At 65.1% G+C, this 23,164-nt stretch carries 19 protein-coding genes; 2 read left to right on the plus strand and 17 right to left on the minus strand.

Features of this window, described 5'->3' with window-relative positions:
- Positions 1 to 56: 56 nt before the first annotated feature.
- Positions 57 to 800, minus strand: a complete 744-nt coding sequence (locus ACIQ0W_RS00220) for a maleylpyruvate isomerase N-terminal domain-containing protein (RefSeq protein ID WP_396640914.1) — start codon at positions 798 to 800, stop codon at positions 57 to 59.
- Between the two features lie 221 nt (positions 801 to 1,021).
- On the opposite strand from ACIQ0W_RS00220, the gene ACIQ0W_RS00225 reads away from it, so the two are divergent.
- A complete protein-coding gene (locus ACIQ0W_RS00225) occupies positions 1,022 to 2,776 on the plus strand; it encodes a sensor histidine kinase (RefSeq protein WP_396640915.1) in 1,755 nt (584 codons plus the stop codon).
- 231 nt (positions 2,777 to 3,007) lie between these two features.
- On the opposite strand, the gene ACIQ0W_RS00230 is transcribed toward ACIQ0W_RS00225, so the two are convergent.
- The 5 genes from ACIQ0W_RS00230 to ACIQ0W_RS00250 all read right to left on the minus strand — a co-directional run bounded on the left by ACIQ0W_RS00230 (position 3,008) and on the right by ACIQ0W_RS00250 (position 10,401).
- Positions 3,008 to 3,673 (minus strand): hypothetical protein, encoded by a 666-nt coding sequence (locus ACIQ0W_RS00230; protein ID WP_396640916.1) that lies wholly within the window; start codon positions 3,671 to 3,673, stop codon positions 3,008 to 3,010.
- A gap of 152 nt (positions 3,674 to 3,825) precedes the next feature.
- Positions 3,826 to 4,947: a DUF3322 domain-containing protein gene (locus ACIQ0W_RS00235; RefSeq protein ID WP_396640917.1), complete on the minus strand. Its 1,122-nt coding sequence runs from the start codon at positions 4,945 to 4,947 to the stop codon at positions 3,826 to 3,828.
- Complete coding sequence (locus ACIQ0W_RS00240) at positions 4,944 to 8,297, minus strand: ATP-binding protein (protein WP_396640918.1); 3,354 nt, start codon at positions 8,295 to 8,297, stop codon at positions 4,944 to 4,946. The genes ACIQ0W_RS00235 and ACIQ0W_RS00240 overlap by 4 nt, the downstream gene beginning before the upstream one ends.
- A complete protein-coding gene (locus tag ACIQ0W_RS00245) occupies positions 8,294 to 8,953 on the minus strand; it encodes a DUF4194 domain-containing protein (RefSeq protein WP_396640919.1) in 660 nt (219 codons plus the stop codon). Before ACIQ0W_RS00245 ends, ACIQ0W_RS00240 begins: the two co-directional genes overlap by 4 nt.
- Positions 8,950 to 10,401, minus strand: a complete 1,452-nt coding sequence (locus ACIQ0W_RS00250; RefSeq protein WP_396640920.1) for a DUF3375 domain-containing protein — start codon at positions 10,399 to 10,401, stop codon at positions 8,950 to 8,952. The genes ACIQ0W_RS00245 and ACIQ0W_RS00250 overlap by 4 nt, the downstream gene beginning before the upstream one ends.
- Positions 10,402 to 11,001: 600 nt before the next feature.
- Here ACIQ0W_RS00250 and ACIQ0W_RS00255 point away from each other — a divergent pair.
- Positions 11,002 to 11,631, plus strand: a complete 630-nt coding sequence (locus tag ACIQ0W_RS00255; RefSeq protein WP_396640921.1) for a hypothetical protein — start codon at positions 11,002 to 11,004, stop codon at positions 11,629 to 11,631.
- Between the two features lie 214 nt (positions 11,632 to 11,845).
- On the opposite strand, the gene ACIQ0W_RS00260 is transcribed toward ACIQ0W_RS00255, so the two are convergent.
- The 11 genes from ACIQ0W_RS00260 to ACIQ0W_RS00310 form a co-directional block, all read right to left on the minus strand.
- Positions 11,846 to 12,613 (minus strand): SDR family oxidoreductase, encoded by a 768-nt coding sequence (locus ACIQ0W_RS00260; protein WP_396640922.1) that lies wholly within the window; start codon positions 12,611 to 12,613, stop codon positions 11,846 to 11,848.
- A complete protein-coding gene (locus ACIQ0W_RS00265; protein WP_396640923.1) occupies positions 12,606 to 13,640 on the minus strand; it encodes a zinc-binding dehydrogenase in 1,035 nt (344 codons plus the stop codon). Before ACIQ0W_RS00265 ends, ACIQ0W_RS00260 begins: the two co-directional genes overlap by 8 nt.
- Positions 13,641 to 13,642: 2 nt before the next feature.
- Positions 13,643 to 14,599 carry a C-terminal binding protein gene (locus tag ACIQ0W_RS00270; protein WP_396640924.1) on the minus strand — a complete coding sequence of 319 codons (957 nt, stop codon included), beginning with the start codon at positions 14,597 to 14,599 and terminating at the stop codon, positions 13,643 to 13,645.
- A gap of 110 nt (positions 14,600 to 14,709) precedes the next feature.
- On the minus strand, positions 14,710 to 15,330 hold the full coding sequence (locus ACIQ0W_RS00275) for a 2-dehydro-3-deoxy-6-phosphogalactonate aldolase (RefSeq protein WP_396640925.1): 621 nt from the start codon (positions 15,328 to 15,330) through the stop codon (positions 14,710 to 14,712).
- Positions 15,320 to 16,228: a 2-dehydro-3-deoxygalactonokinase gene (locus ACIQ0W_RS00280; RefSeq protein ID WP_396640926.1), complete on the minus strand. Its 909-nt coding sequence runs from the start codon at positions 16,226 to 16,228 to the stop codon at positions 15,320 to 15,322. Before ACIQ0W_RS00280 ends, ACIQ0W_RS00275 begins: the two co-directional genes overlap by 11 nt.
- Before the next feature lie 11 nt (positions 16,229 to 16,239).
- Positions 16,240 to 17,397, minus strand: a complete 1,158-nt coding sequence (locus ACIQ0W_RS00285; protein WP_396640927.1) for a mandelate racemase/muconate lactonizing enzyme family protein — start codon at positions 17,395 to 17,397, stop codon at positions 16,240 to 16,242.
- Between the two features lie 35 nt (positions 17,398 to 17,432).
- Positions 17,433 to 18,929: an aldehyde dehydrogenase family protein gene (locus ACIQ0W_RS00290; RefSeq protein ID WP_396640928.1), complete on the minus strand. Its 1,497-nt coding sequence runs from the start codon at positions 18,927 to 18,929 to the stop codon at positions 17,433 to 17,435.
- A gap of 28 nt (positions 18,930 to 18,957) precedes the next feature.
- Positions 18,958 to 19,935, minus strand: coding sequence for an aldo/keto reductase (locus tag ACIQ0W_RS00295; RefSeq protein ID WP_396640929.1), 978 nt, complete (start codon positions 19,933 to 19,935; stop codon positions 18,958 to 18,960).
- Positions 19,936 to 19,982: 47 nt separating this feature from the next.
- On the minus strand, positions 19,983 to 21,218 hold the full coding sequence (locus ACIQ0W_RS00300) for a sugar ABC transporter permease (protein WP_396640930.1): 1,236 nt from the start codon (positions 21,216 to 21,218) through the stop codon (positions 19,983 to 19,985).
- Positions 21,215 to 22,036, minus strand: a complete 822-nt coding sequence (locus tag ACIQ0W_RS00305; RefSeq protein ID WP_396640931.1) for an ATP-binding cassette domain-containing protein — start codon at positions 22,034 to 22,036, stop codon at positions 21,215 to 21,217. Before ACIQ0W_RS00305 ends, ACIQ0W_RS00300 begins: the two co-directional genes overlap by 4 nt.
- Positions 22,036 to 23,148, minus strand: a complete 1,113-nt coding sequence (locus ACIQ0W_RS00310; RefSeq protein ID WP_396640932.1) for a sugar ABC transporter substrate-binding protein — start codon at positions 23,146 to 23,148, stop codon at positions 22,036 to 22,038. The genes ACIQ0W_RS00305 and ACIQ0W_RS00310 overlap by 1 nt, the downstream gene beginning before the upstream one ends.
- Positions 23,149 to 23,164 lie beyond the last annotated feature (16 nt).

Consider the following 23,164-nt stretch of genomic DNA (forward strand, 5'->3'; position numbering starts at 1 on the left):
TTCGCCCATCCCGAGCAGCACACGGTGAGCCCGCTACGGCTGCGCGATCATCCCGACTACAGGTGCACGGGGGTGTCAACGAGCGCACGCAGCGCCAGGTCTCCGTTCTCGATGCGGAAACGATCGGACAGCATCCACGGGTCCGCGCGCTCCCAGAGCACCAGGGCCAGATCGCCGACGTCCGCGCGCAGCACCTCAGAACCCGCAGGCACGTCTGCCCGCGTGATTCCGGTCACGTTCCAGTCGGCGGAGATTCCCCAGCTGCGGTCGATGTCGTCCGCCGCCAGGAAGAGATCGTGCGGAAGCGGTTCGATCCCGCGCTGCCGCGCGGCGGGCACGAAGAGCTCCACGAACTCATCGATGGCATCGGCCTGTTGTCTCAGATCCAGTTCATCCGGCATCCGTGGCGTCGCGTCACCGGCGGTGCGGAGGTCCCAGAGATGCTTGGCAGCCTCGTACGTCATCCGTCGCCCCCAGAACGACGCGACGGGTGCCGCTTCGAACAGGGTCCAGCACGCGCGATCCGCATCCGCCTCTGCGAGCGTCGAGACGAGCGTCTCGCTCGTCTGCGCGAACCACTCGACGCGATCCCGATCTTCGGCGCGGACGAAGGCCTTGCGGTCCGCCGCTGCGCCAGTACGCACGATCTCCGTCACCCAGGCCTGAACGTTCCCGAGATGATCGATCATCTGCCCGGCGGTCGGCCAGATCGAGCTCTGCACGACGGCATCGGCTTGCACCGCCGCCGCTTCCTCCGCGAACGCCCGATTGAGGGCCTCGAGGCCGTGAAGCGACATCATGTCCTCATCATCGCCGAACCGCGTTTCGTGCGTCCACGATGAACTGCCGCGTTGAACAGACACGCGACCAACGGACACATCCCCCAGGAACGACGAGACCCCGTACTACGCTTAATTCGAATCACCCACTCATCAGCCGACGATTTTCGCATAGGCGCGAAGAGAACCGGCACGGTACACAAGCGATCTGCGATACCGGTGAGGCGATCGGATGTGCGACCGTGTCGGTTGCAAGCGGGTCTGGCCGCGCCCAGCAGTCGCCTGGCGGCAGCGGACGCCTAAACGGGACCATCCGCGCGCTCCTCACTCTCACCGTGATCGTCAATCTGGTCTACTTCGGCGCACTCCTGCTTCCTGGCGATCCGGCTTCCACGCTGGTGAACATATGGCTGTCGATAACCGCCCAATGGGTCCCCGTCAGTGTCTTCTGGCTCGTCGCGGTGCGAACGGATTTCTCGAGGCCGGAGGTGATCCTGGCCGCGGCCGGAGTCACGTTCAACGCCGCCGGCGAAACGTTCTACGCCTTCGCGATGGACTCCTCGGGTGAACTCGCCTCGCCATCGCTCGCCGACCTCGGTTACCTCCTCTACTACCCCCTCACGATGGCTGCCCTCCTGGTGCTGGTCGTGCGCCAGTCCCACGGCTCCGTAAAATCCGCGCTCTTCGACGGAGCGGTAGCGTCGCTCGGCGCGGCCGCCGTGCTCGCCGTGATCCTCGGCCCCGTCTTCACGGACGCCACGACGGGTGCTGCCCCCCTCAACGGCGCCATCGCCGCCCTCTACCCCCTCTTCGACCTCCTCCTGATCACCGTTGTCGTCGCGATCTCCGCGTCACCGGCCTTGAGAATCGGGCCTCGGTGGCAGTTCCTCGTCCTCGGGTTCCTCCTGTTCGCGGGAGCGGACATCGCCTATGCCCTCCTGGCACACGGGGGCGGCTACACCACCGGCACCCCGCTCGACGCTGCGTGGACCGCCGCGATCGCCTGTGCCGCGATTTCGGTAGACGGGGTCACCCGGATCGAACCCGACCCGCGGACCGCCGCCGCGCATGTGCGAATTCTTCCCGTCCCCGCCCTGGCCGTCCTGGCCGGCCTCGGCGTACTGCTTTTCGCCACTCAGAACTCTGTGCCTGCGATCGCGTTGGTGCTGGCCGCGTCCACGATTGCTCTGGCCGCCCTGACGGTGATGTCTCGCCACGCCGCGCTCGCTCGCTTGTTGGAGGGCCAAGAACACCTGGTCCGACAGCTGAAGAACCTGGACAAGTCCAAGAACGACGTGATCCATACCGTCAGCCATGAGATGCGGACGCCATTGACGTCGATATTGGGCTATCTCGACCTGGTGCTCGATGACGACGCAGCGCCGTTGGCCCCCGTCACGAAGAACATGCTGGCGGTCATCGAGCGCAGTGCGCGTCGACTCCAGGACCTCGCTGGCGACATGCTGGTTCTCGAACGGCTCGATTCCGTTGGCGTTACCCCCAACACCATGTCGTTCGAGATCGGTCCGATGCTCCACCGGGTCGAGGAATCGCTGCGCACGCTGTCCGACTCTCGGAACGTGAGCCTCAGGATAGGCGGCAACGTCGCCACGATCGTCGAGGGGGACGAGGACCAGCTCGAACAGGCGTTCACGAACGTGCTAGAGAATGCGGTGAAGTTCACGCCGCCATCGGGGCGCGTCGACGTCGAGGTGATACCGGGCAGAGGGCCGGACGGGGGTCCGAGCGTCACGATCGACGTCACCGACACGGAAATGGGCATCCCGGCGGATGAGATCCCTCTGGTGTTCGACCGCTTCTTCCGAGCAACGAATACCCGAGACGAGGCGGTGCAGCGAACGGGTTTGGGGCTGGCCATCGTCCGCGAAATCGTCCGCGCACATCGAGGAGACATCTCCGTGTCGTCGGTTCTCGGCGAGGGAACGGTTCTGCGCATCCAACTTCCCGCGGCGGGAAGCGCGCAGGTGCGGGGCTGACGCACACGTCCCTCGAGCAGCGAGTTCCGCAGAGGTACGAGGTCGGCTGCGATAATGAAAGCCCGCTGAACTGGGCTTTTGTGGCGGAGACGGAGGGATTTGAACTCGCGCCGACGGCAATCGGACCGAAGTGAACCCGCTTGATTCCAGGGATTCTAACGTTGCGATGTGCCGTCTCGATCAGGTCGGTCGGCTTCGATTTGTGGCAGAAACGTGGCAGCTTCGAGTGGTTCAGCAGGGACTTGCGGGGTTCGACTCGATAACGGGGAGCAGACGTTCGGTCTGTACGAAGAAGCGGGCGGCGTCCGGCCCGATCGCGTGGCACACACTGCGCATGTCTCGTCTCACCCGCCGCAGGTCGTACCGGTGCAGCGGCTCGAGATGGGCGACGCGGTTGCGGAGTCCGTGGACGTTCGCGACCCGGTTCACGACGCTGTCTGCCGACCAGTCGCCTGGCCACGCGGGGAAGGCATTCTTGATGGCCACGTCCCACAGTTTCTGCTTCGACTTGTTCGCTTTCGAGGGAAGAATGTACCGCCAGGCGCCCAGCGACATCTGCGCGAGGATGTCGTCGTGGTTCAACGGCCGACCATGTTCAGCGGCGATCCGCCGAGCCCGCGCCGAGGCCTTCGAGATCTCGGGTCGGTACAGCGCCCGTTGGAGGTAGGGATGCGGCCGGTGCAACCAGTCGGGCGTTCCAGCCATGCCCTGGTTCCATACGCGCAGCTCACGATCAATGGCATTGCGGAGAATGAGCTCGAAGACGTGGATCGCTTCCATCGCCGCGCCCGAGGCGTGCACGTTCCACTGGAACAGTTCGTGGGCTCTCGGGGGATCCCCGCCCATATCGATGAGAAGCCGCTGCAACCGTGGGTCACCGATCAATCGGGAACTCACGGGCTCAAGCGGCGGCACAGAGGCTAGACTAGACGTACAAACACCGGACGCTCGGCGGATCGGTGCTTATACATAAGGGGCCCGGCGCAAGCCGAGGCCCCTTATCCTTTGCCCCCCACTTTTCTTTGCCGGCAATCGAAGTCCACGACACGTCAGGACACTCCGAGCCTGGCTAGCGCATAGCTCCAGGGGATGCGTTCCTGCTCGAGTCGGACGTTGCCCTCGGCGCTCAACGATTGGAGCGTCCCGCGTTCACCGGGCGTGAGTCGGTCGAGCAGGCCGACGTGCGGTTCGGGGTCGATCCCCCAGAGATCCCGGTGGTCGAAGAGGGTCCCGGAATCCATCAACGCCGAGGTTGCCTCGACCCCCCTGGCTCGGAGTCGGTTGAGAATGGCGAATCCGTGTGAGTCGAGATCGCCCCAGTAGGTGACGGTCTGCGCCCAAGGGAGCCGAGCGACAAGATCGACACGGTGCCCTCCGCCGTGGACCGCCACCGCTTCGGAGACGTTCGGCATGGCAAGCAGCGTGGCTAGGTTCTCGAAGACGAAGACTCGGTGAGGTTGTAGAGGGATCGCTGCGAGTTCGTCGACGGGCGCCGACACGTCGGTGAGCCCGTGGAACGAGAGCGATGGGTCAAGCACACGGATCCGCACGAGCGGCGACGGCTCGCGGAGTCCCAGTCCGGTCGCACCGGTCCCGGCTCGATGCAACGCCTCCACGACTCCTCTGCGAGACTCGATCCACTTGGAGTGGATGCCACGAATCGGCAGTTCCCGGATGAGTCGACCCGACGCCGCGTTCGCACGCAGCCAGGTCAGCACGTCGACGAACCTGTCAAAATCGTCGTCCTCGAGGTCGGCGATCGAGCGGGCATGGGTGCGGAGTGCTACCTGCGCGTCCGAGCCGACTACGGCCCTCAGCCCGTCGAGACGTGCGACCAGACGCCGCCAGCTGTCCGTCTCACCCGCGACTCGAGCGATCGCCTCGGGGCCCCGCACGATGGCACGCACGGGCACTTCCTGCGACCCGACTCGTGACCAACTGCGGACGGTCCACTCAAGCTCGATACCGGAGTCTTCGCGCACCCCTCGCCACGAGTCGACCCACGCTCGGACCCGGTCGAGGTCAGCGAGGGCCTCCCGCTCTGTTGGCGGATGCAGTGGAGCGTCGAGCACGATCGTCGTCTGCTGTTCAGCAGCCCACGTTCGCGCGTCACGGTCGAAGAGCTTCTTCGCTCGCGCGCGCACATCGGGGGGAGTGACGAGCGTGATCATGCACGCGGCTCCGCGTGCGGCGTGGCAGCGGCCTTCGGCTGTTCGATGGAGAAGACCACGTTCGCCAGTCGTGACGCGTTGCGGTCGGGGTTGGACACTGAGGTGATCGCTCCGACGTAGGGCTCGAGCGTCTGGAGCAGCTTCTGAGGCGTCGCGAGGATCATGTGGAACCCGAACTCACGGAACACTTCCATCGCGTTGCGTGTGTATCTGCTGTCGGCCTTGTCGAACGCCTCGTCGAGGACGATGGACCCGAACTGGGGCACTTCATCCTCTTCTTCGGTGAGCTGGTATCGCAGTGCCGCAGCGAGACAGAAGATCACGAGCTTCTGCCGTTGCCCGCCTGACAGACCCTCGGCTGAGTCGTACACCCGCAGAACACGGCCCGCGTCGTCCTTCTCACGTGCGAGGAAGCTCACGTGGAGCCTGGTGTCGAGCACCCGGGTGCGCCAGTCGATGTCGACGCGGTCCTTTGATCCGAGTCGACCGATCACGCGCTGTAGTACGGCGAAACGCTGCTCGGCGCCTGCTGCAGACTCGTCGGCCCAGTTGCCTTCGACTATGCGGCGCAGATCGGCGAGGAACTCGTCGACCTCGGGTGTTCTGGTCGTTTTCACGTCGATCTCCAGGAAGTGATCCGTCCCCTCGAAGGGCGACCTCCCCAGTGAGGCGTTGACGGGAAAGATGCGTTCTCGGATCAGTCCCGGGGCGTCGCGGAGGTCGCTGAGCAGGTGTGCGACGACGTCCTGCGATCGCTCGCGCAGAAGCTTGCGGAACTCGGCCTCTTTCTCAGGTAGCCCGCGGACGAGGATCCCCTCTCGTAGTTCCCGATAGCCGTAGCGGTCAGAGATCTCATGCGTCAGATCGGCCGATGCCGCAGGCCATCCGAGCCGGAATTCGGTTGCCCGACCGGCGAAGCCTGCTTCAGCGTCCGCCGCGCGACCCGCTGCCGCATCCTTCTCCTTAGAGAGCCCCGACTGAACTCTTCGGGCGACCTCGTCCACCGTTTCCAGGCTCACCGAGCGCCTCTCAGCCCGGAAACGGACTTCGAGTGCATCGGCGATCGGCTCATCGACGGGGGCGTGCAGGGCCGCCGCAAGGTCCGCGATCTGAGCCGCGATGCTTTCGACGTGCTTGTGGGCAACGGCCCTGCCACCGAGCGCGAGAGCCTGCTGATTGTCGGCTTCCGAGAGTCGCTGAGCCGCTCGCTCGGCAGCGTTCTGGGCGTCGCGGAGTGTTCCCGACTCGCTGGTGAGAGCCTGAAGTTCTTCGCGCCGAGCCGCCGTCGCGGCAGCTGCGGCCGCGACGTCCACTCGTTCCCAGCTGAACGTCGAAACGCGCGTGAAGACGTCGCGCCGCGTCACCCCCTGCTGGCGGGCGTCGTCGGCCACGGCCTCTCGGGATTCTGCTTCTTCCATCGCGGCCGTCGCTTGACGTCGCCGCTCCAGCAGCGCCTCGAGTCGCGCTTCCGTATCGCCGCCCAATACCCACCTTGTGGCGTCTGCGACGTCGTGACGATCGTCCTTTTCGTATCTGCGCGAGTTGCGCTTGACCATGCCACCGATCGTGACCCCGCGTTCGACATCGTCCAGCTCGTCGGGATGCGAGACACACGCGTAGTCGAACTCCGTGACGATGCGCTTACGGATGTACGCCGCGAAAGGTCCATCTCTTACCACGAGGCGGTGAACGAGCGACCGGGCATCCTTGGGTCGACGCGGCTCGTCGACGGAGTGTGGGACAGCTTCAATGACCAGTCGTACGCCGAGTGTGCGCGACTCTGCTGCGCGACGTGCAGCGACGAGGTGCTCATCGCGCACGAGGAGCGTCGTCGCAAACGGGGCCATCACGCGTTCTGCCGCACCGCGCCAGGCGGAATGCTGCTCGGTGACCGAGATCAGCTCGCCGGCGAAGGGGAACGCCGACTCTGGCAGGCCGACAGCATCCGCGAGGAACCGCCGTGCTCTGAGAAGCTTCTCGTCGAGGTTGCTCCGGTGATCCCTCAGCGACTGAATCTGCTTCGTGACCACGTCCAGCGCCTTCCGCGACTGACTGGCAGCGTCGCGAACGTCATATGACACCGCGGGGATGTCGCGCGTCGCTTCTGCGACAGCGGCCGCGAGGAGCTCGGCGAACTGTACCGAGTCGTCGGGCATCGGGGCGCCGATCCGGGCCAGCTCGGCAGCGAGTTGTGCCCGGTGGTTGACAGCGATGTCCTCGTCGCGGTTGGCACTGTCGATCCGTTCCTGCAGCAGCTCCACGCGCGCGCCACCCTCGTTTCGCACCTGGGCCTTCGCATTCTCCAATGCCTCGCTGGCCGATCGCTGTTCTCTCGTGGCGTTACTGAGCTCACTGTCTGCGCGGGCCAGTGCGGCTCGCGCGGGCCCGGCCGCCGCTCGTGCGAGCCGGAGCTTGAGCGATGAGGTGAAGGGCTCGACCGCATCGTGGAGGTCTGAGATCGCCGCCATCTCGACACCCGCCATATCGAACGCCGTGATTGCTTCGTCGACCTTGCGGAGCGCGTCGACCTGCTTGCGAAGATCGACGACGTGCTTGTGTGCGGCATCCAGCTCCGTGAATTGTTCGACCGCAGTCTCAGCGCGTGAGAAGGTTCCCGGTTGGTCGAGCATGAACCCGCGAAACAGCGCGTCGAGGGTCCCGAGGTTTTTTGCGGACTGGGTCTTATGAAGAAGCTGGAGCGTGGCCTCGCCGCGGAAGCCGAATTGTCGGACGATGCGCTCGTGGAACCGACCGTGCCGTCCGCCGGTCGTGATCAGCGCATCGGGGAAGGCCTTCGACATGCGTCGCGCATCGATGCCGCCCTCGACGTGCGGCTTCATGTCGAGAAGCTCCACTTGGCCGCGACCGAAGATTCGTGCGTCCTTCAGCGCCGACGGATCGGCGCGCGTTCCCGCCGCGTGAAACACACGCATCAGGACGACCGGTTCGTCGCGGAGGTTCTGATACCGCAGCAGGATGCCGCCCCAGGTCGCCTTCGAGCGAAGATAAGTCGTCGTGGCTCGATCGGCGTTCTCGTCCGCTTCCTTGTTCCATGCCCCACGCACATAGCTCATCAGCGTCCGATCACTCTGCCGGGAAGAGCCGTCCTGAGCTGCCGCATTGAGTCGAAGCCACTTGTCGGGAGTGAGGACGGCGGCGATCGCGTCGAGCAGCGAAGACTTGCCCGAGCCCGACGCGCCGGTGAACAAGTGGCCAGCGCGCGCGAGGTCTATCGCCACGTGGCCGGTGAACGTGCCCCAATTGATGAGTTCAATCTGGGCGAGGCGCCATTGGCCTGGCCTGTCCGGATCGATTTCCGGCTCGTCGATGGGGAAGGTCAGCGTCGTCATTCGGCTTGGCCCTCAGCATTCATCGACGGTTCGGTGTCTTCCCCGTCGCCATCGCTGGTGATCCGCTGGTACTCCGCGGTGATAGCGCGGACCTGGTCGGCGTCGACGAGCAGGCGAAGTACTGGTGAGATCTCGGCGCGGTCATCGCCGACGGCGTGCAGAACGCGGAGCTTGTTCTGCATCTTGTTCCACGAAGAGTTGACCCGACTCGCGAAGTCCTTCTCGTCGCGATCGGCGGTGCGAAACACGGCGAGTTGCTCGAACACTTCCGTCTGTCCAACGATCACGCGACCGCGGCCCCCCTCGCTCAGCAACGTCTGGCGAAGGACGAGCAGCATCGCCGTGTCGAGGAACGTCAGCGCCTCGGACCGCACCGCCTTCGGTGCATCGCCGGAGGGAGCGTTGCGGACGAAAGCGAACTCGTTATCACGGTCGATCACCAGCTCCAGAAAGAGGTCGGCGAGCCGCGAGCGGATCACAGCCTCATCGGTGAGGAGCACCGCCCAGAGCAGCGCCTCCCGTGCACCCGAGAGATAGGGGCCACGCACCAGACGCAGCAGCGCACGCCGCGTGCGATCCGGAAGATCCCCCGCATCGCCGCGCCAAAGGCCGGTGGGCTCGCCGGCGGCGGCACGGGCCGTGGTCGGATCGCTCATGTCACCGCTCCCGTGAATCGATGGGTTGCGACAAGCGCCGCGCGCGCCACGCCATCAGCACCGCGCCACGAGAGCACCTCGGGCACGTGATCGACGGTGCCCTGCTCCGCCGCGATCGAAAGAAGCCCGACCACGCTGCCCACACCCTGCGTCGCCGGATATCGTGCGAGCACATCCGCCACGGTGCACGACGGCACTTCGGCAAGTAGGCCATTCACGTTCCGGGTCAGTTCGTCGAAGTCAATCTCCGTTTCGCGAGCGATCCTGCGCAGGTCTTCGAGACTCGCGAGGGATGCAATCTGTGTGACGACATCTTCCGAAGCAGCGAACTCCGCCGGATCGTGGAGATCGATCGCTCCAACGCTCGACAGCGCCACGGCAGAGAGATCCAGCATGAGCGACGTCGGTTGCCACGGACGCGTCTGCGCCGCGGCCACTACACCCGCGTGCTGAGCCTCCCGCAGCAGGGTCCGTAGTACCCGGTCGCGCTGATAGTCCTGCGACTGCACGTAACGTCGGAGCGCCCGCGCGAACAACGTGATGACGTCATGGATCTCGGCGCTCCGGCCCTTGAGAGTGGACAGGAAGGAGCGCAGCGCCCGCCGCTCGTCCGACGTAAGGTCGCGAGCGAACCCGCGGTCGAGAATGCGACGGATATCGGCCTCGAACGCGGCACCAAGCGCAGGGTCCAGCACGAGCTGCGCGAAAGCAGCGAAACTGCGCCCGGCATCCGAGTCGGAGATGTGGTCGATTCCACGGAAAACCTCATCGACGACCGAGGCCTGAGAGACATCGGACTCGACGATCTTCGCCCTCAGCGATGCGTTGAGCGCCTCGAACTCGGCACGTACGCGCGCGAAGTCGTCGGGCACTTCCGCTGCCTGCGCCAGGACGTCTCGAATGCGTTCGAGCGCCCGGTCCTCGTCGATCGTGGCTTCGTCACCGGAACGCAGGCTCTCGATTCGTCGCTCGATCCTTTCGATCTCCTGCTCGAGCAGCACAATGCGCGCCGACACATCGGGATCGGTGTCGATCGCGAGCCGACGCAGCTGAGCAGCGAGGCTCGCAAGCCGCGACTCGGTCACGCTCGATCGCGGAGCGGCGCGGCCCTGCAGGAATCGGATCCCGGCGATCGCGTCCGGGGAGAGTTCGAGCGTCTCACCGCGCGCTTCCGATGAGGGCCGGCGCACCAGAAATCCGACGGACCGCCACTCGCCGCAGTACCCCTTCGCGGTGAGAGGCAATGACATGCCCTGCGCGCGGAGCCGTTCGAGATCGGCATCGATCCGCTCGTACAACTCCTCGGCGTCGACCCTGCGTTCATCGCCTCCAAGGTGGATACCGAGGAGACCGGCGATCACCGGTGCACTGTCAGCGCGGAGAAGCTTCCAGGCGGCGTCGCCCTCGGCGAGGTGGGTGAGCTCGAGAACCTGGGCAACGGCGGGCACGGTTCCATTCTGAAGGACGACACCGACATGCACCGTTGCAGGCTCGGTCGCAGTGCAATCAGTAGCTCACTACTTACTTGAGGAGAGTCGGCGATGCGATCGGATCGCATGGCTCGACTTGCGCCGTAGCGCTGGAGCGGGAGACGGAGGGATTGGCGCCATCGGCGGCGTTTTCAGCGTTGCCCAACTCGTCGATCCGCGGAGAGGCTTCGCAGATTGCCAGAAAGTCACTCGCGTACTTGCGAGGTCTGTTCAACAAATCCATCGTGCAATGAGGCAGAAAATGGCAGATTCGCGGCAGAAGCGATCCGAAACATGCGCTGATCAGGTATTTAGTGGCGGAGACGGAGGGATTTGAACCCAATGAGTCCCGACCTAGTCCGACCTGGTTCGATCAGGAAGCCCGGAATCAGGCGGATGTCAGATCTTCGTTCGCGGCACTCAACCCGTTTCGGTTGGTCTCGATTCTGTTCACTTGTGGGCAGCCTGTGGGCACGGGGGCCGGATATGCCACTGGCCCGAACGAGGGCAACTCGCCGGGCCAGTGTAGAAATCGAACGGAGAGACCTGCCTCCGCTTTCACCAGCTAGTTTAGGCCAGATGAGTGACGTCGTCCAGAAGCCGGAGCGCCCGCTGTTCCGCGTACTGGAACCGTTTCTCACCACCCAGCGACTTGCGCCCTATCTTGCTGCCGCCAACGGCAATGAAAAGCTCGCGTTGCAGCTGTATCAGTGGAACATCGAGATCTCCGGCGCAGCCCACGAGGCACTCCACGTGTTCGAGGTCGTGCTTCGCAACGCGATCGACGCACAACTATCCATCTGGAACGCACAGCAGGTCGATCGGCAGTCCGGGGCGCGCTTCGGTCGCGACTGGCTGCTCGATCCCGCGCCGCTCCTACGCCGTCTTGTCCGCCAATCCGAGCTCGATAGTGCCAGGGCACGCGCGGATCGTGCTCTGCGCCACCACGCCCGAACAGCAACTCATGGTGATCTGCTCGCACAGCTCTCGCTCGGCACCTGGCGCTTTCTCCTGCCCGACCGCGATCCAGGCCGCAATATCTGTGGGAGCACGCAATCTCGGACGCGTTCCCCAGCCTCAACCGCCCCGTCCGACAGCTCGTCACATCAGTCGACGGCATCTACCGACTGCGTAACCGCGTCGCCCACCTCGAGCCACTACTCCGATCCGGAACAATCCGCGACCGGTTCACCAACATGCGCACCATAATTGGCGACATCGACACCGCTACCGAGCAATGGTTCGTTTCCATCCAACGCGTCACTTCAACCCTCCGAATGAGGCCCACCGAGCGTTCCCACGACTGATTCGCCCGCTGCTGTCGCATCAGCGGCGGTCGAAGCGATCGCGCGAGCGAAGCGAGGCAGGCGAAGGTGTGAGTGCAGCCGTCGGGCCCGACGATGTTCTTCGTGGACGCTGTCTTCTAGCGCGCGAGCCATCCTCCGTCGACGGGCAGAACAATGCCCGTGACATAGTCCGCTGCGGTCGATGCCAGAAAGCACACTGCTCCGGCGATGTCGTCTGGTTGTCCCCATCGACCGACGGGGATGCGTTCGGAGATCTGACGGGAGCGGACGGGGTCCGCGATTAGCTGTTCGTTGAGTGCCGTCTGCATGTAGCCCGGGGCGACAGCGTTAACATTTATTCCGCGGCCGGACCACTCGTTGGAGAGAGCTTTGGTCAGCTGCGCGACTGCGCCTTTGCTAGCTGCGTAGGCGGCGACGTTCAACCCCCCTTGGTAGCTCAGTAGTGAGGCGATCGAAATGACGCGTCCCCGGCCTCGCTCCAGCATCGGCCGAGCAACTCGTTGCGTGACATGGAAGACAGCTCGGAGGTTTACGTCCAACACCGCGTCGAACTCGTCAGTGGGGAAGTTCTCCGCGGGATACCGCCGTTGCACACCGGCGTTATTCACCAGGATGTCGATCTCGATCTTGCTCAGCAGCCAGTCGAGGGCGTGTTCGGTCTCACGTTCGTCTGCGAGATTGACCGCGATGTGACGCAAGGTAAGTCCGGACGCATCGGCGATTCCTGAGAGTGCGGGATCGGGCTCCGATCGACTGAGCACCGTGACGTTCGCGCCGCCTCGGAGCAGCGCGGCAGTCACTCCCCCTCCTAGCCCGACGTTGCCACCCGTAACCACCGCCTCTGAGCCGACCAGCCGGTACGGAAGGGAATGGAGTTCAGACATCGTCGCCTCCGCAGATGATGACTACTTTCGTTCCGAAAGTGCCGTTGGAGGCTGCGTCGAGAGCCTGGTCGACGTCATGGAGCGGGAATTGCACTACACCGAAGGCGGACCAGTCGACGGTGTCGCCGGCGAGCAGCGTGATGGCCGTGTCGATATCCTCGGAGCGGTAGACGCGTGTGCCGACTAGGTGCTGCTCGGTGAAGTTGATGGCGCGCAGGTCGAGGGGGGCGGGCTTCTTGTAGACCGCGACGAGAACGATGGTGCCGCGAACACGAGTGAGCGCGCTGAGCTCGATCGCGACGGATGGGTGCCCCGCGCAGTCGAATGTCACGTCCGCCCCTTCGCCGTCTGTGCGCGCAACCAACAGCTTGCGCAGTTCGTCGACGCTTTCGACTGACGTGAATCCCAGGGCCTGCGCGGTTCGTCGACGACCCTCGTGGGGTTCGGCAATGATGACGTCACCAAGACCCTCGGCGCGTGCCGCGATCGCCGTGAGCAGTCCGATCGGCCCGCCGCCGACAACCGCGATGATCCCGCCGCGCACATCGACGTCTGCGACGGAGTGGATTGCAACCGCGAGAGGCTCAGCGAGTACAGCGACGTCAGGCGCCAGGTGTGGTGGAACGGCATGCAGGAGTTCGTTGGGGAAGGTGGCGTAGGCCGCGAGGCCGCCGGGCTGGTCAATGCCGTACATGGTCAATGTTCGGCAGACGTGCGCGTCGCCGGTGCGGCAAGCACGGCAGTGCCCACAGCTGATGAGAGGCTCGGGGACGACACGGGTGCCGGCGGGCAGATTGGGGTCGTCGGATTCAACGACGCGTCCGACCATCTCGTGGCCGAAGATGAGCGGTCCACGGGCTCGGGGGTGAGTGCCGCCGACGATGCCGATGTCCGTTCCACACAGCCCTACCCGCTCGATCGTCACGAGTGCCTGCCCAGGCTGACGGGCAGGGACCACGACCTCCTCGATTCGGACGTCCCCCGCCCCATGCCAGAGCGCCGCTGTCATCGTTGGAGTGATTGGCATCGTCATGCTGTCGTCCCCTGCTGCAGCGCCGTTTCGAGTGCGCTGATTGTGGTTTGGATCGTGCGGCGCTTGAGGATCTCGAATGACTGCTCGGAGTACCACGCCGCGTGGGGCGTGAGGACCAAATTGTCGAGCGCGAGGAGCGGGTGAGTAGCCGGCACAGGCTCCTCCTCGAACACGTCGATGCCTGCTGCCGCGATCGTGTGTGACTGGAGGGCCTCTACGAGGGCGCCGGTGTCGACAACACCACCTCGGCAGGTGTTGACCAGGATCGCGTCTGAACGCATTCTGCGGAGGACGTCGGCGTTGATGAGGTGGGTGGTGTCCGCGGTAAGCGGTAGGTGGAGGGACAGCACGTGAGCGGACTCGACGGCCTCGTCGAACGAAATCAGTTCGACGTCCGCGAGGGGGCCTTGTAGCGCAGCGGTGGTTACCGCGGGGTCGTAGGCCTTGACCTGGTATCCGAGTCCCAGCGCCTTGCGCGCGGTTGCGGCGCCGATGCGTCCGAGTCCGAGGGTGACGAACGTGCGCCCCTGGATGCGGTATAGCGGCTTTACCGCCGTGACATCGTACTCGCCGCGGCGCATCGCTCGATCGAGCTGCCCGAGCCCCCTTGCGGCTGCAAGCGTAAGGGCGATCGCGTGATCGCTGACTTCTTCGACTCCGTAATCAGGCACGCCGCGGACTTCGACGCCGCGCTCAGCAGCAGCGGCGAGGTCAATCATGTCCAGTCCGACACCGTAGCGGCCGATAGCGCGGATGTTTGGCAGAGCATCCAGCACCCGTGCGGTGATCGGCGCGTACTGGACGATGAGCGCGTCTGCACCCTGCCCTGCCTGGATGACCTCATCCTCCGTGCGACAGGAGCGCACCACGAGCTGCACACCGGCGGCCGCCGCCTCTTCGAACTCGGGTTCGAGCGATTCGTAGTCGGCGTCGGTGATGACGATGGTATGCACGTTTCGTTCTCCTTGATGCGTGCAGGCAGGCGCGTTTGTAGACGGGGCTGCCAGTCCGGCGCCCATAGGCGTTAGATGACGAGGAGCGGTTCGGCTCTGTCGTCGGGGTCCTACCCCGCGTTCCAGGCCTGAGCGAGAGCGTTGCCTCGCTGGGCCACCTCCTCCGAGGATCGTCCAGCTTTATAGAGCGAAGATCCGAGTCCGATTCCCGCGGCGCCGGCTCTCTTGTAGTCGCCGATGTTGTTCACGTCGATGCCGCCGACCGGGACGAGCCGGGTGGTCTTCGGGGTGACTTCGAGCATCGCTTTGAACGCATCGAGGGATAGAGCTTGGGCGGGAAACAGTTTGACGACGGTGGCGCCGGCCGCGACCGCATTCGCAATCTCGGTCAGGGACTGCGCTCCGGGGCAGGTCTGCATGCCGAGCTGGTTCGCAGTGCTCATCACCTCGACCGACAGGTGCGGCGAGACGATGAAAGTGCCGCCGGCTTGCTGCACCGTGCGCACCTCGGCGCCGGTGTATACCGTCCCGGCGCCCACGGCGATCCGGTCACCGAACGCGTCGGCGATGTTGCGAATGGTTTGCAGTGGATCAGGGGAGTTGAGAGGCACTTCGATGGCCCGATATCCAGCATCGACGAGCCCGGATGCGACTTCGACGGATTCCTCAGCGGTCAGTCCCCGCAGGATGGCGATGAGCGGTAGTTCGGTGAACGCGGTATCAAAGTCCATTGGGTACCTTCCGATCCTGGAACAGCTTGAACAATCCGGCTGCCGCGGCGTCTTCGTCGCCCATGTGCGCCTCGACGCCTATGATTCGCAGTGCTGCCAGGTACTGCCGCGCGAGGGCAGAGTTACCGATGACAAGGGCGGGCGGAAGCGTCGCCAGTTGTTGGATGGCTTCCTGAATCTCGGTTCCGAAGATGAGGCCCGCCAGAAGGTCGCGAGAGACCACCCCTCCAGGCTCGGCAAGGGCGCGCACCCGCAGCGAGAACAGCTTGTGCAGTAACCCACCGTCGCCGGGCTTCTGTGACGAGCCCAGCGCGACCCCCTGGCCGAACGCCTCCGCACTGGGCTCGTCGGTCAGGGTGGCTCGCAGAAGCGTGTGCTCTGCGATCGCGTTGAACAGTTCTCCGGTGAGGAAGGTAGAGAACCAGGTGACCGTGCCCCCATCGACGAGCGCCCATTTGGAGTGGCTGCCGGGGAGAATAATCAGTTTCGCGCCGGCGTCATGGTCGCTGACATGGCCGAGGATTTGCGTCTCCTCGCCCCGGATCACGTCAAGGGTGCGGCCGTCGTCGACGAGGGCGAGGCCGGGTGCGAACCACAGGTCGAGACCCGCCTCGGTGCGGTGGATCATGCCTTCAGCGATGCGCGCCGCGTCTGCGGGGAGCGTGGCGTATGGTGTCTCAACCCAGCCCTGCCGGCTGGTGATCATTCCGGACAGGACGACCTCGCGTGCGCCGGCCTCGACCCACGGGCCGATGTAGCGCAGGAGCGTCTGCTTCCATTCTCCGGGCGACTTGGAGATTCCGTCGCGGCCGGAACGCTGGTCGAGGAGCGTCCCCGCATCGTCGAGCAGGTAGGCGCGCAGCGAGCTCGTGCCCCAGTCGACGCCGATGAAAGTCACTTCCGCCCCGATCACGCGATCTCGAACCGCTTGATGGCGTCGAGGTCGATCTCGACACCGATACCGGGCTTTTCGGGAATTCGTGCGACACCACGCTCGGCGACCTGTCCGTGGATGTCCAGCGGCTCGGTCAGGATCTCGTCCTGGAACATGTGCGGAGTGGTGTCGCACTCGAGGATGGGCTGCACTGGCCTCATCGCGCCGGGCAGATCAGGCATCGCCGCGAGCAGATGCAGGTTCGTGGCGATGGCAACCCCGGACCCCCACACGTGATTGATCACCGGGATGAAGTTGGTGTGCGCGAGCGAGAGGACCTTCAGGTATTCGCTGACACCGCCCACCGCGCAGACTTCCGGTTGGGCTATGTCGACGCCGCGGCCTTCCAGCAGGTCCCGCCATCCCCACCGGGTGAACTCGGTCTCTCCGCCGGCGATCTTCACGTCGAGTTTGGAGGTGAGGAACCGGTAGCCGTCGCGGTCCTCCGGCGCGACCGGTTCCTCGAACCACTCTACGTCGAGCTCGCCGAGCGCCTTGCCAACGACGAACGCCTCTGTTGCGGTGTAGGCGTGGTTCGCGTCGACCATCAGCATGCCGTCGGGGCCGAGTGCATCGCGCACGGCTTCGACGAGCTTGATGTCCTCGCGCGGCCCGATTCCGACCTTCATCTTCAGGCCGATGTAGCCGCGGTCTTTCAGCCCGAGCGCCTCGTCGTGGAAGCGGCGGGGGAGGTCGTCGCCGCGCTTGAGCATCATCCCGTAGCCATAGACGGGCAGCTCCTTGCGGAATGCTCCGCCGAGCAGCTTGTAGAGCGGCAGGTCTGCGGCCTTTCCGGCGATGTCCCACAGGGCGATGTCGATCCCGGAGAGCGACTCGAGAGGCATGCCCTTCTGGCCGTGATCGCGCATCATCTTGTAGGCGCGGTGCCACAAGACTTCACGGTCCAGGGGGTCTTCTCCGATGAACAGGGGTGCGAGGACCTGCTCGACGATCGCCTTATTGCCGAGAGCGAAGCTCCCGGCTCCGAAGCACTCGCCCCAGCCCACCAGTCCGTCGTCGGTGCGGACCTCGACGAGGTGTGCGGTGCGGCGGTTGTAATACTGCTGCGAGTAGCCCAACTCCTCCTCCATGTCGTAGGAGAGGATGCGGCTCTTGACGCTGGTGATTTTCATGGGGTGGACCGGAAGCGAGTGCTTCGTCTCTTCTCTCAGTTGATGGCGGCGGCGTCGACGACCTCAGCGGGCGCGCTCTTCTTGAATGGGTTCGCCGCTTCCGTGATCCCGTAGCTGACGCGCTTGGGTGCGAGGTAATCGTGCAGGGCGTATCGGGAACCGTCGTGGCCGAGGCCGGACTGCTTGATGCCGCCGTGGGGCATGTCCATGCCGTACTTGACGCCGTTGACCTGCACCTCGCCGAAGCGGAGCCCGCGGGAGACGCGGTTGATACGGTCGGCGTCGGGGGTGAAGATGAACGACGACAGGCCGGCATCGGTGTTGTTGGCCTGCGCAAGAGCGTCGGCCTCGTCCTCGAAGGTGACGATGCTGACCACCGGTCCGAAGATCTCCTCCTTGTAGATGCGCATGTCCGCGGTGACGTCCCGCAGGACGGTGGGCTGGAAGTAGGTGCCGCCGTCCTCGGACTCGGCGCGGCCACCGCCGACGAGCAGCTCGGCTCCATCGGCGACGGCGTCGTCGACGAGGCCCTTGATGCGGCCCAGCGCGCTCCCGTCGATGAGCGGTCCCATGTCAACGGTGCCTTCCGGGCCGAAGCCGATCCGGACCGCGTTTGCACGCTCCACGACCATGCCGGTGAACTTGTCGGCGACGTCGGCGTGGACGAAGACGCGGTTCGGGGTGACGCAGATCTGGCCGGCGTTCTTGAACTTCAAGCCGACGACGATGTCGACGGCGAGATCGAGGTCGGCGTCGTCGAACACGAGCGCGGGGGCGTTGCCGCCGAGCTCCATGGAGTAGCGCTTGATGGAGGACGCGCCGCGCTCCATGATGCGTCGGGCCACGCTCCCCGAGCCGATCAGGGTGAGCATCGAGGGGATCGTGCTGCCTGACAGCGTGTCGCCGACAGCGGCGTTGTCGCCAGAGACGATGTTGACGATCCCGGCGGGCAGGCCGACCTTCGCGCACAGCTCTCCGATGAGGTAGGCCGACAGGGGGGTCTTGCTGGACGGCTTGATGACGATCGGGCAGCCGGCCGCCATGGCGGGGCCGAGCTTGTAGCCTAGGTTCAACAAAGGGAAGTTCCAGGCGAGGAACGCACCCACGACGCCGACGGGCTCGTAGATCATTTCGTTGCGGTAGGAGCCGTCCAGATCGGGCAGCTCGGTGGGGGCGAGGAAGCTGCGGATTTCGTCGGCGTAGTAGGTGAGGGAGTCGATGACGCCGTCGACGTCTTCGGCGGTCTCTTCCCAGGGCTTGCCGGCTTCGTCGGCCACGGCCTGCCGCAGCTCGTCGGCGTGTGCGACGACCTCGTCGCGGAGCTTCAGCATCCAGGAGATGCGCTCCTCCACGGGGGTGGTGGGCCAGGAGTCCAGCGCGGCCTGGGCGGCGGCGAGCGCGGCCAGGGTTTCCTTCTCGCCGCCCCACGCGATGGTCCCGACGACCTCACCGGTCGCGGGGGAAATGACGTCGTGGGTCTCGCCGGACTCGACCAGCTCGCCGCCGATGTACAGGCGCTTCACGTTGCTCACTTTTGTTCTCCGAATCAGGGTGGGTGGGTCAGTTGAACGGCTGGGTGTCGGTGTGGAGGTCGAGCCAGTCGCGCTCGGTGTCGCTGAGCTCGAGGTCGCCGGCTTTCAGCGATGTCGCGATCTCGTCCGTGGTGGCCGCACCGTTCAGGGCGATCACGGGGAAGCTCTGGCTGGTGACGTAGGCGAGGGCCACTTCGAACATGGACAGGCCTTTGCGGCGGCCGAGTTCCTCGGCGCGCTGCTTGCGCGCGAAGTTGTCGTCGTTGTAGAACACGCGCACCAGGTCCTTGTCGCTCAGGTCGTCGGGGTTTGCCAAGGCGAAGAACCCGCGACCGAGCGCCGACCACGCGACCAGCGGCATGTTGCGCCTGGCGAACCACTTCTGGTCATCCCCCGTGGTGACGACAGTCTCCGGCCAGTACGGCTCCTTGGCCTTCGCGAGCGAGAACTGCGGGCTCGCGGACTGCATCGGGGTCAGGCTGTTCTCCTCCGCGTACCGGATGGCCTCGTCGATCCGCTCGGTGCTCCAGTTTGAAGCGCCGTAGCTGAGGATCCGTCCAGCCTTGACGTGGCGGTCGAGGGCTTCGACGAGAGGCCCGACAGGCAGGTCCGCGTTGTCGCGATGGAACATCCAAATGTCCAGCCGATCCGTCTGCAACCGCTCCAGCGAGCCGGGGATGGCCTGATCGATGCCCTCCGGGGTGATCTGCGCGCCGCCCGGGTGCAGCTGCTCACACGTACCGGGGATGAGGCCCTTGCTGCCCAGGACAATCTTGTCGCGCATCCCCGGACGCTCCTGCAGCCATCGTCCGATGACGATCTCCGACAGGCCGAACTGTTCGACGGCGCCGTAGATCTCGGCGGTGTCGATGTAGGTGCCGCCGCCGTCGACGAACGCGTCGAGCAGCGCGAAGTCTCGGTCCTGGGTGTCGGTGTGGAAGATCATGGTGCCGAGCCCGATAACTGAGGCCTGTACGGGGACGGCGGGGAGGGTGACGTAGCGCATGTGCGGAGGGTTCTTTCTAGGTGAGATGTCGGGTGACGTCCGAGCGGTCAGGCTCTGGTGCGGCCGCGGCGGGAGACGGCGTCGAGGGTGACGGCGAGCAGCAGGATGCCGCCGGAGAACATCAGCTTCTGTGCCGAGCCGGCGCCCTGCAGATCCAGACCGTTGGAGAGGCTTCCGATGACCAGTGCACCGAGTAGAGCGTTGATCACTCGGCCCCGTCCGCCGAAGAGGCTGGTGCCGCCGATCACAGCTGCGCCTATTGCCTCCAGCAGCAGGGAGCCGCCAGCGAAAGCGTTGAACGATACCGAGGCGTAGCGGGATGCGCCGAAGATGCCGGCGAGCGCGACGACTAGGCCGAGCAGCATGAAGGCGCTCATGCGGATGCCGACCAGGCTGATGCCGGCGCGGCGCGCGGCCTCGGCGTTGCCGCCGACTGCGTAGACGAACCGGCCATACTTGGTGCGCCCGAGCACCCAGGTCAGCAGGCCGCATAGGGCGAGCACGAGCACCACGATCAGGGGGAGGCCGGCGTAGCTGTTCAGCACCGTGATCGCTGCCAGTGACAGGACGGCGAGCAGAACTACCTTGATGAGCATGTTCTGCACCGGGGGGACCGGGAGGCCTGCGGCGACACGCTGGCGGCGGTTCCAGAGGCTCGTTCCGACGTAGACGGCGAGGATGATGGCGGCGAGTCCGTAGCCGGCGACCGGGGAGAGATAGGTGGTAGTCAAGGACCGAACGAAGGGGTCATCAACGTTGATGGCGCCGTTGTCTCCCAGCAACGCCAGCATTAGGCCCTGGAATCCGAGCAGGCCCGCCAATGTGACAACGAAGGATGGCACTCTTGCGACGGAGACGAAGAATCCTTGGAACGCGCCGATCGCAACGCCGGTGGCCATGGTGACCAAGAGCACGAGCCAGATCGGGATGCTGCCGTTGATCATCTGAGCCATCACGGCTGCGCAGACGCCCGCGACTGCGGCGATCGACAGGTCGATCTCTCCGAGCAGCAGGACGATGGTAAGTCCCATCGCCAGGGTGCCGACCACAGCGGCCTGGAGGAGCAGGTTCGTGATGTTGCGGGAGGAGAGGAACAGCGGCTGGTTGATCGCGAAGAAGATCCAGATCGCGGCCAGCGCCAGGATGACGGGGAGGGCGCCGAGCTCGCCGTGGCGGATGTTGGTGATCTGGCGGTTCAGGAACCCGCGCTGTTCCGGCTCGGCCGGGAACGTGGTCGTGTCGGGGCCTGTCGATTTCGCGGTCCGCGTGGTGGTGGAAGTCATGCCATTTCTCCGACGAGTGCCCGTCCACCGGTGATGGAGGAGACGACCGTCTCAGGGTTCGTGTCTTTGACGGTGAAGACGTCTGCGGTGGAGCCGAGACGCAGAACGGTGATGCGGTCGGCGACCTTGAACACGTCGCTCATGTTGTGGGTGATGAGGACGACTCCGTGGCCGTTCTCGCGCAACGTGCGGACGAGGTTCAGCACCTGTGCGGTCTGTTCCACGCCGAGGGCGGCGGTGGGTTCGTCCAGCATGACGATGCGGGAGTTCCACATCGTCGCGCGGGCAATGGCGACCGATTGGCGCTGGCCTCCGGAGAGCACGGACACTTTGGTCCGCGGGTCTTGCAGGGTGCGCACGCCCAAGGACTTCAGGACCTCACGTGCGCGTTTCTCCATCGAGACCTCGCGCAGAGGGCCCAGCAGGCCCGGCATCCAGTGCTTCTCACGTCCGAGGAACATGTTCGCGACGACGTCGAGGTTGTCGCACAGTGCGAGGTCCTGGTAGACGGTCTCGATCCCGAGCGCCGACGAGTCGTGCGGCGTCTTTAGCTCGACCGGCTCGCCGTCGAAGGTGAGCTCACCCTCATCAGGCTGGTGATGCCCGGAGAGGACCTTGACCAGCGTGGACTTGCCGGCACCGTTGTCGCCCAGCAGTGCCATGACCTCGCCCGCACGGACCTCGAAGTCCACGCCGCGGAGGGCCTGAACTGCGCCGAACCGTTTGCGGATGCCGCTGGCCTTCAGAAGCGGCTCAGGGCCGTGGGCGGCGGGGGCGCCAGTGGGCGCCCCCGCGTTGTCGATGGGTTCCACGATCATTACTCCGTGCAGAAGGGCAGCGCGGCGGTGGCGCCGGTGCAGACGTCGGTCTTCTCGATGGACGGGTCCTTGTCGATGATGTACTGGATGCCTTCCTCGTCAGTGGCGACATAAAAGTCAGTCTGGATCTGGGGGACATCCGCGTCGACGCCGTTCTTTACGGTTCCGGTGATGATGTCATCGATGGACTCGCCGGCGAGGAGGCGCTGGACCACCTCGGCGGTCTTCTCGCCCATCTGGTCGAACGGACGCCACACGGTCATACCCTGCTTGCCCTGCAGCATCAGCTGCAGCGCTTGTACGGTGCCATCCAGCCCGGTGACTGGAACCTTGCCGGCCATGTTCTGCTCTTCGAGCGACGCGATCGACGCGGCCGCATTTCCGTCGCTGGAGGCAAGGATGCCCTGGACGTTGTTGTTGAGCTTGGTCAGCGCCTGGTCCACGGAGGTACGGGCGATCGCGGGGTCCCAGCCCTGCGTCCAGGTGTCGTAGGCCATCACGCGCTCACCGCTTTCGTACAGCGGCGTGAGGACGTTCTGGTAACCCTCGTCGAACAGGCGAGCGTTTGTGTCGGTGGGTGAGCCCTTGATCTGAATCAGGTTGTCGCCGGCCTTCGTGTGGTCCACGAGCCACTGTGCCTGCGCCTCGCCAACGGCGACCATGTCCGCCTGAATCCAGGCCGACACGTTCTCGGAGTCGATCATGCGGTCGTACGCGACGACGGGAACGCCGGAGGCGGCGGCGGAGTCCGCGATGACGCCCGAGGCTGCAGCGTCTACCGGAATCACGACGAGCACGTCTGCGCCCTTGGTCATTGCCTGGTCGGCCTGCTGCTGCTGCTTCGACGCGTCGTTGTTGGCGTTGTAGACCTCGACGGTCGCGTCGGGGATCAACTTCTTCAGCTGCTCTTCGAAGAACGGAGCGTCCTGGCTCTCCCAGCGCGGGTTGACATTCTCCGGCAGAAGCATGGCGACGGTCGCGGGGCCGTCATCCTGTCCGGCGCCAGAAGGGGCGCCGGAGGAGGTCAGACCACTGCATGCCGAAAGCACGCCGACGGCAGCGATGGTCCCAGCGACGGCAAGAAGGCCACGGCCTCGGTTCTTCAGAATCACGAGCAACTCCTTTGAT

The organism is Microbacterium sp. (assembly GCF_044340635.1).
GTDB lineage: Bacteria > Actinomycetota > Actinomycetes > Actinomycetales > Microbacteriaceae > Microbacterium.

What these genes read in the sequence shown, in the direction of transcription:
- ACIQ0W_RS00220 (WP_396640914.1), bottom strand. Translation starts at nt 800, where the DNA reads ATGATGTCGCTTCACGGCCTCGAGGCCCTCAATCGGGCGTTCGCGGAG.
- ACIQ0W_RS00235 (WP_396640917.1), bottom strand. Translation starts at nt 4,947, where the DNA reads ATGATCACGCTCGTCACTCCCCCCGATGTGCGCGCGCGAGCGAAGAAG.
- ACIQ0W_RS00240 (WP_396640918.1), bottom strand. Translation starts at nt 8,297, where the DNA reads ATGACGACGCTGACCTTCCCCATCGACGAGCCGGAAATCGATCCGGAC.
- ACIQ0W_RS00245 (WP_396640919.1), bottom strand. Translation starts at nt 8,953, where the DNA reads ATGAGCGATCCGACCACGGCCCGTGCCGCCGCCGGCGAGCCCACCGGC.
- ACIQ0W_RS00255 (WP_396640921.1), top strand. Translation starts at nt 11,002, where the DNA reads ATGAGTGACGTCGTCCAGAAGCCGGAGCGCCCGCTGTTCCGCGTACTG.
- ACIQ0W_RS00260 (WP_396640922.1), bottom strand. Translation starts at nt 12,613, where the DNA reads ATGTCTGAACTCCATTCCCTTCCGTACCGGCTGGTCGGCTCAGAGGCG.
- ACIQ0W_RS00265 (WP_396640923.1), bottom strand. Translation starts at nt 13,640, where the DNA reads ATGCCAATCACTCCAACGATGACAGCGGCGCTCTGGCATGGGGCGGGG.
- ACIQ0W_RS00275 (WP_396640925.1), bottom strand. Translation starts at nt 15,330, where the DNA reads ATGGACTTTGATACCGCGTTCACCGAACTACCGCTCATCGCCATCCTG.
- ACIQ0W_RS00285 (WP_396640927.1), bottom strand. Translation starts at nt 17,397, where the DNA reads ATGAAAATCACCAGCGTCAAGAGCCGCATCCTCTCCTACGACATGGAG.
- ACIQ0W_RS00295 (WP_396640929.1), bottom strand. Translation starts at nt 19,935, where the DNA reads ATGCGCTACGTCACCCTCCCCGCCGTCCCCGTACAGGCCTCAGTTATC.
- ACIQ0W_RS00300 (WP_396640930.1), bottom strand. Translation starts at nt 21,218, where the DNA reads ATGACTTCCACCACCACGCGGACCGCGAAATCGACAGGCCCCGACACG.
- ACIQ0W_RS00305 (WP_396640931.1), bottom strand. Translation starts at nt 22,036, where the DNA reads ATGATCGTGGAACCCATCGACAACGCGGGGGCGCCCACTGGCGCCCCC.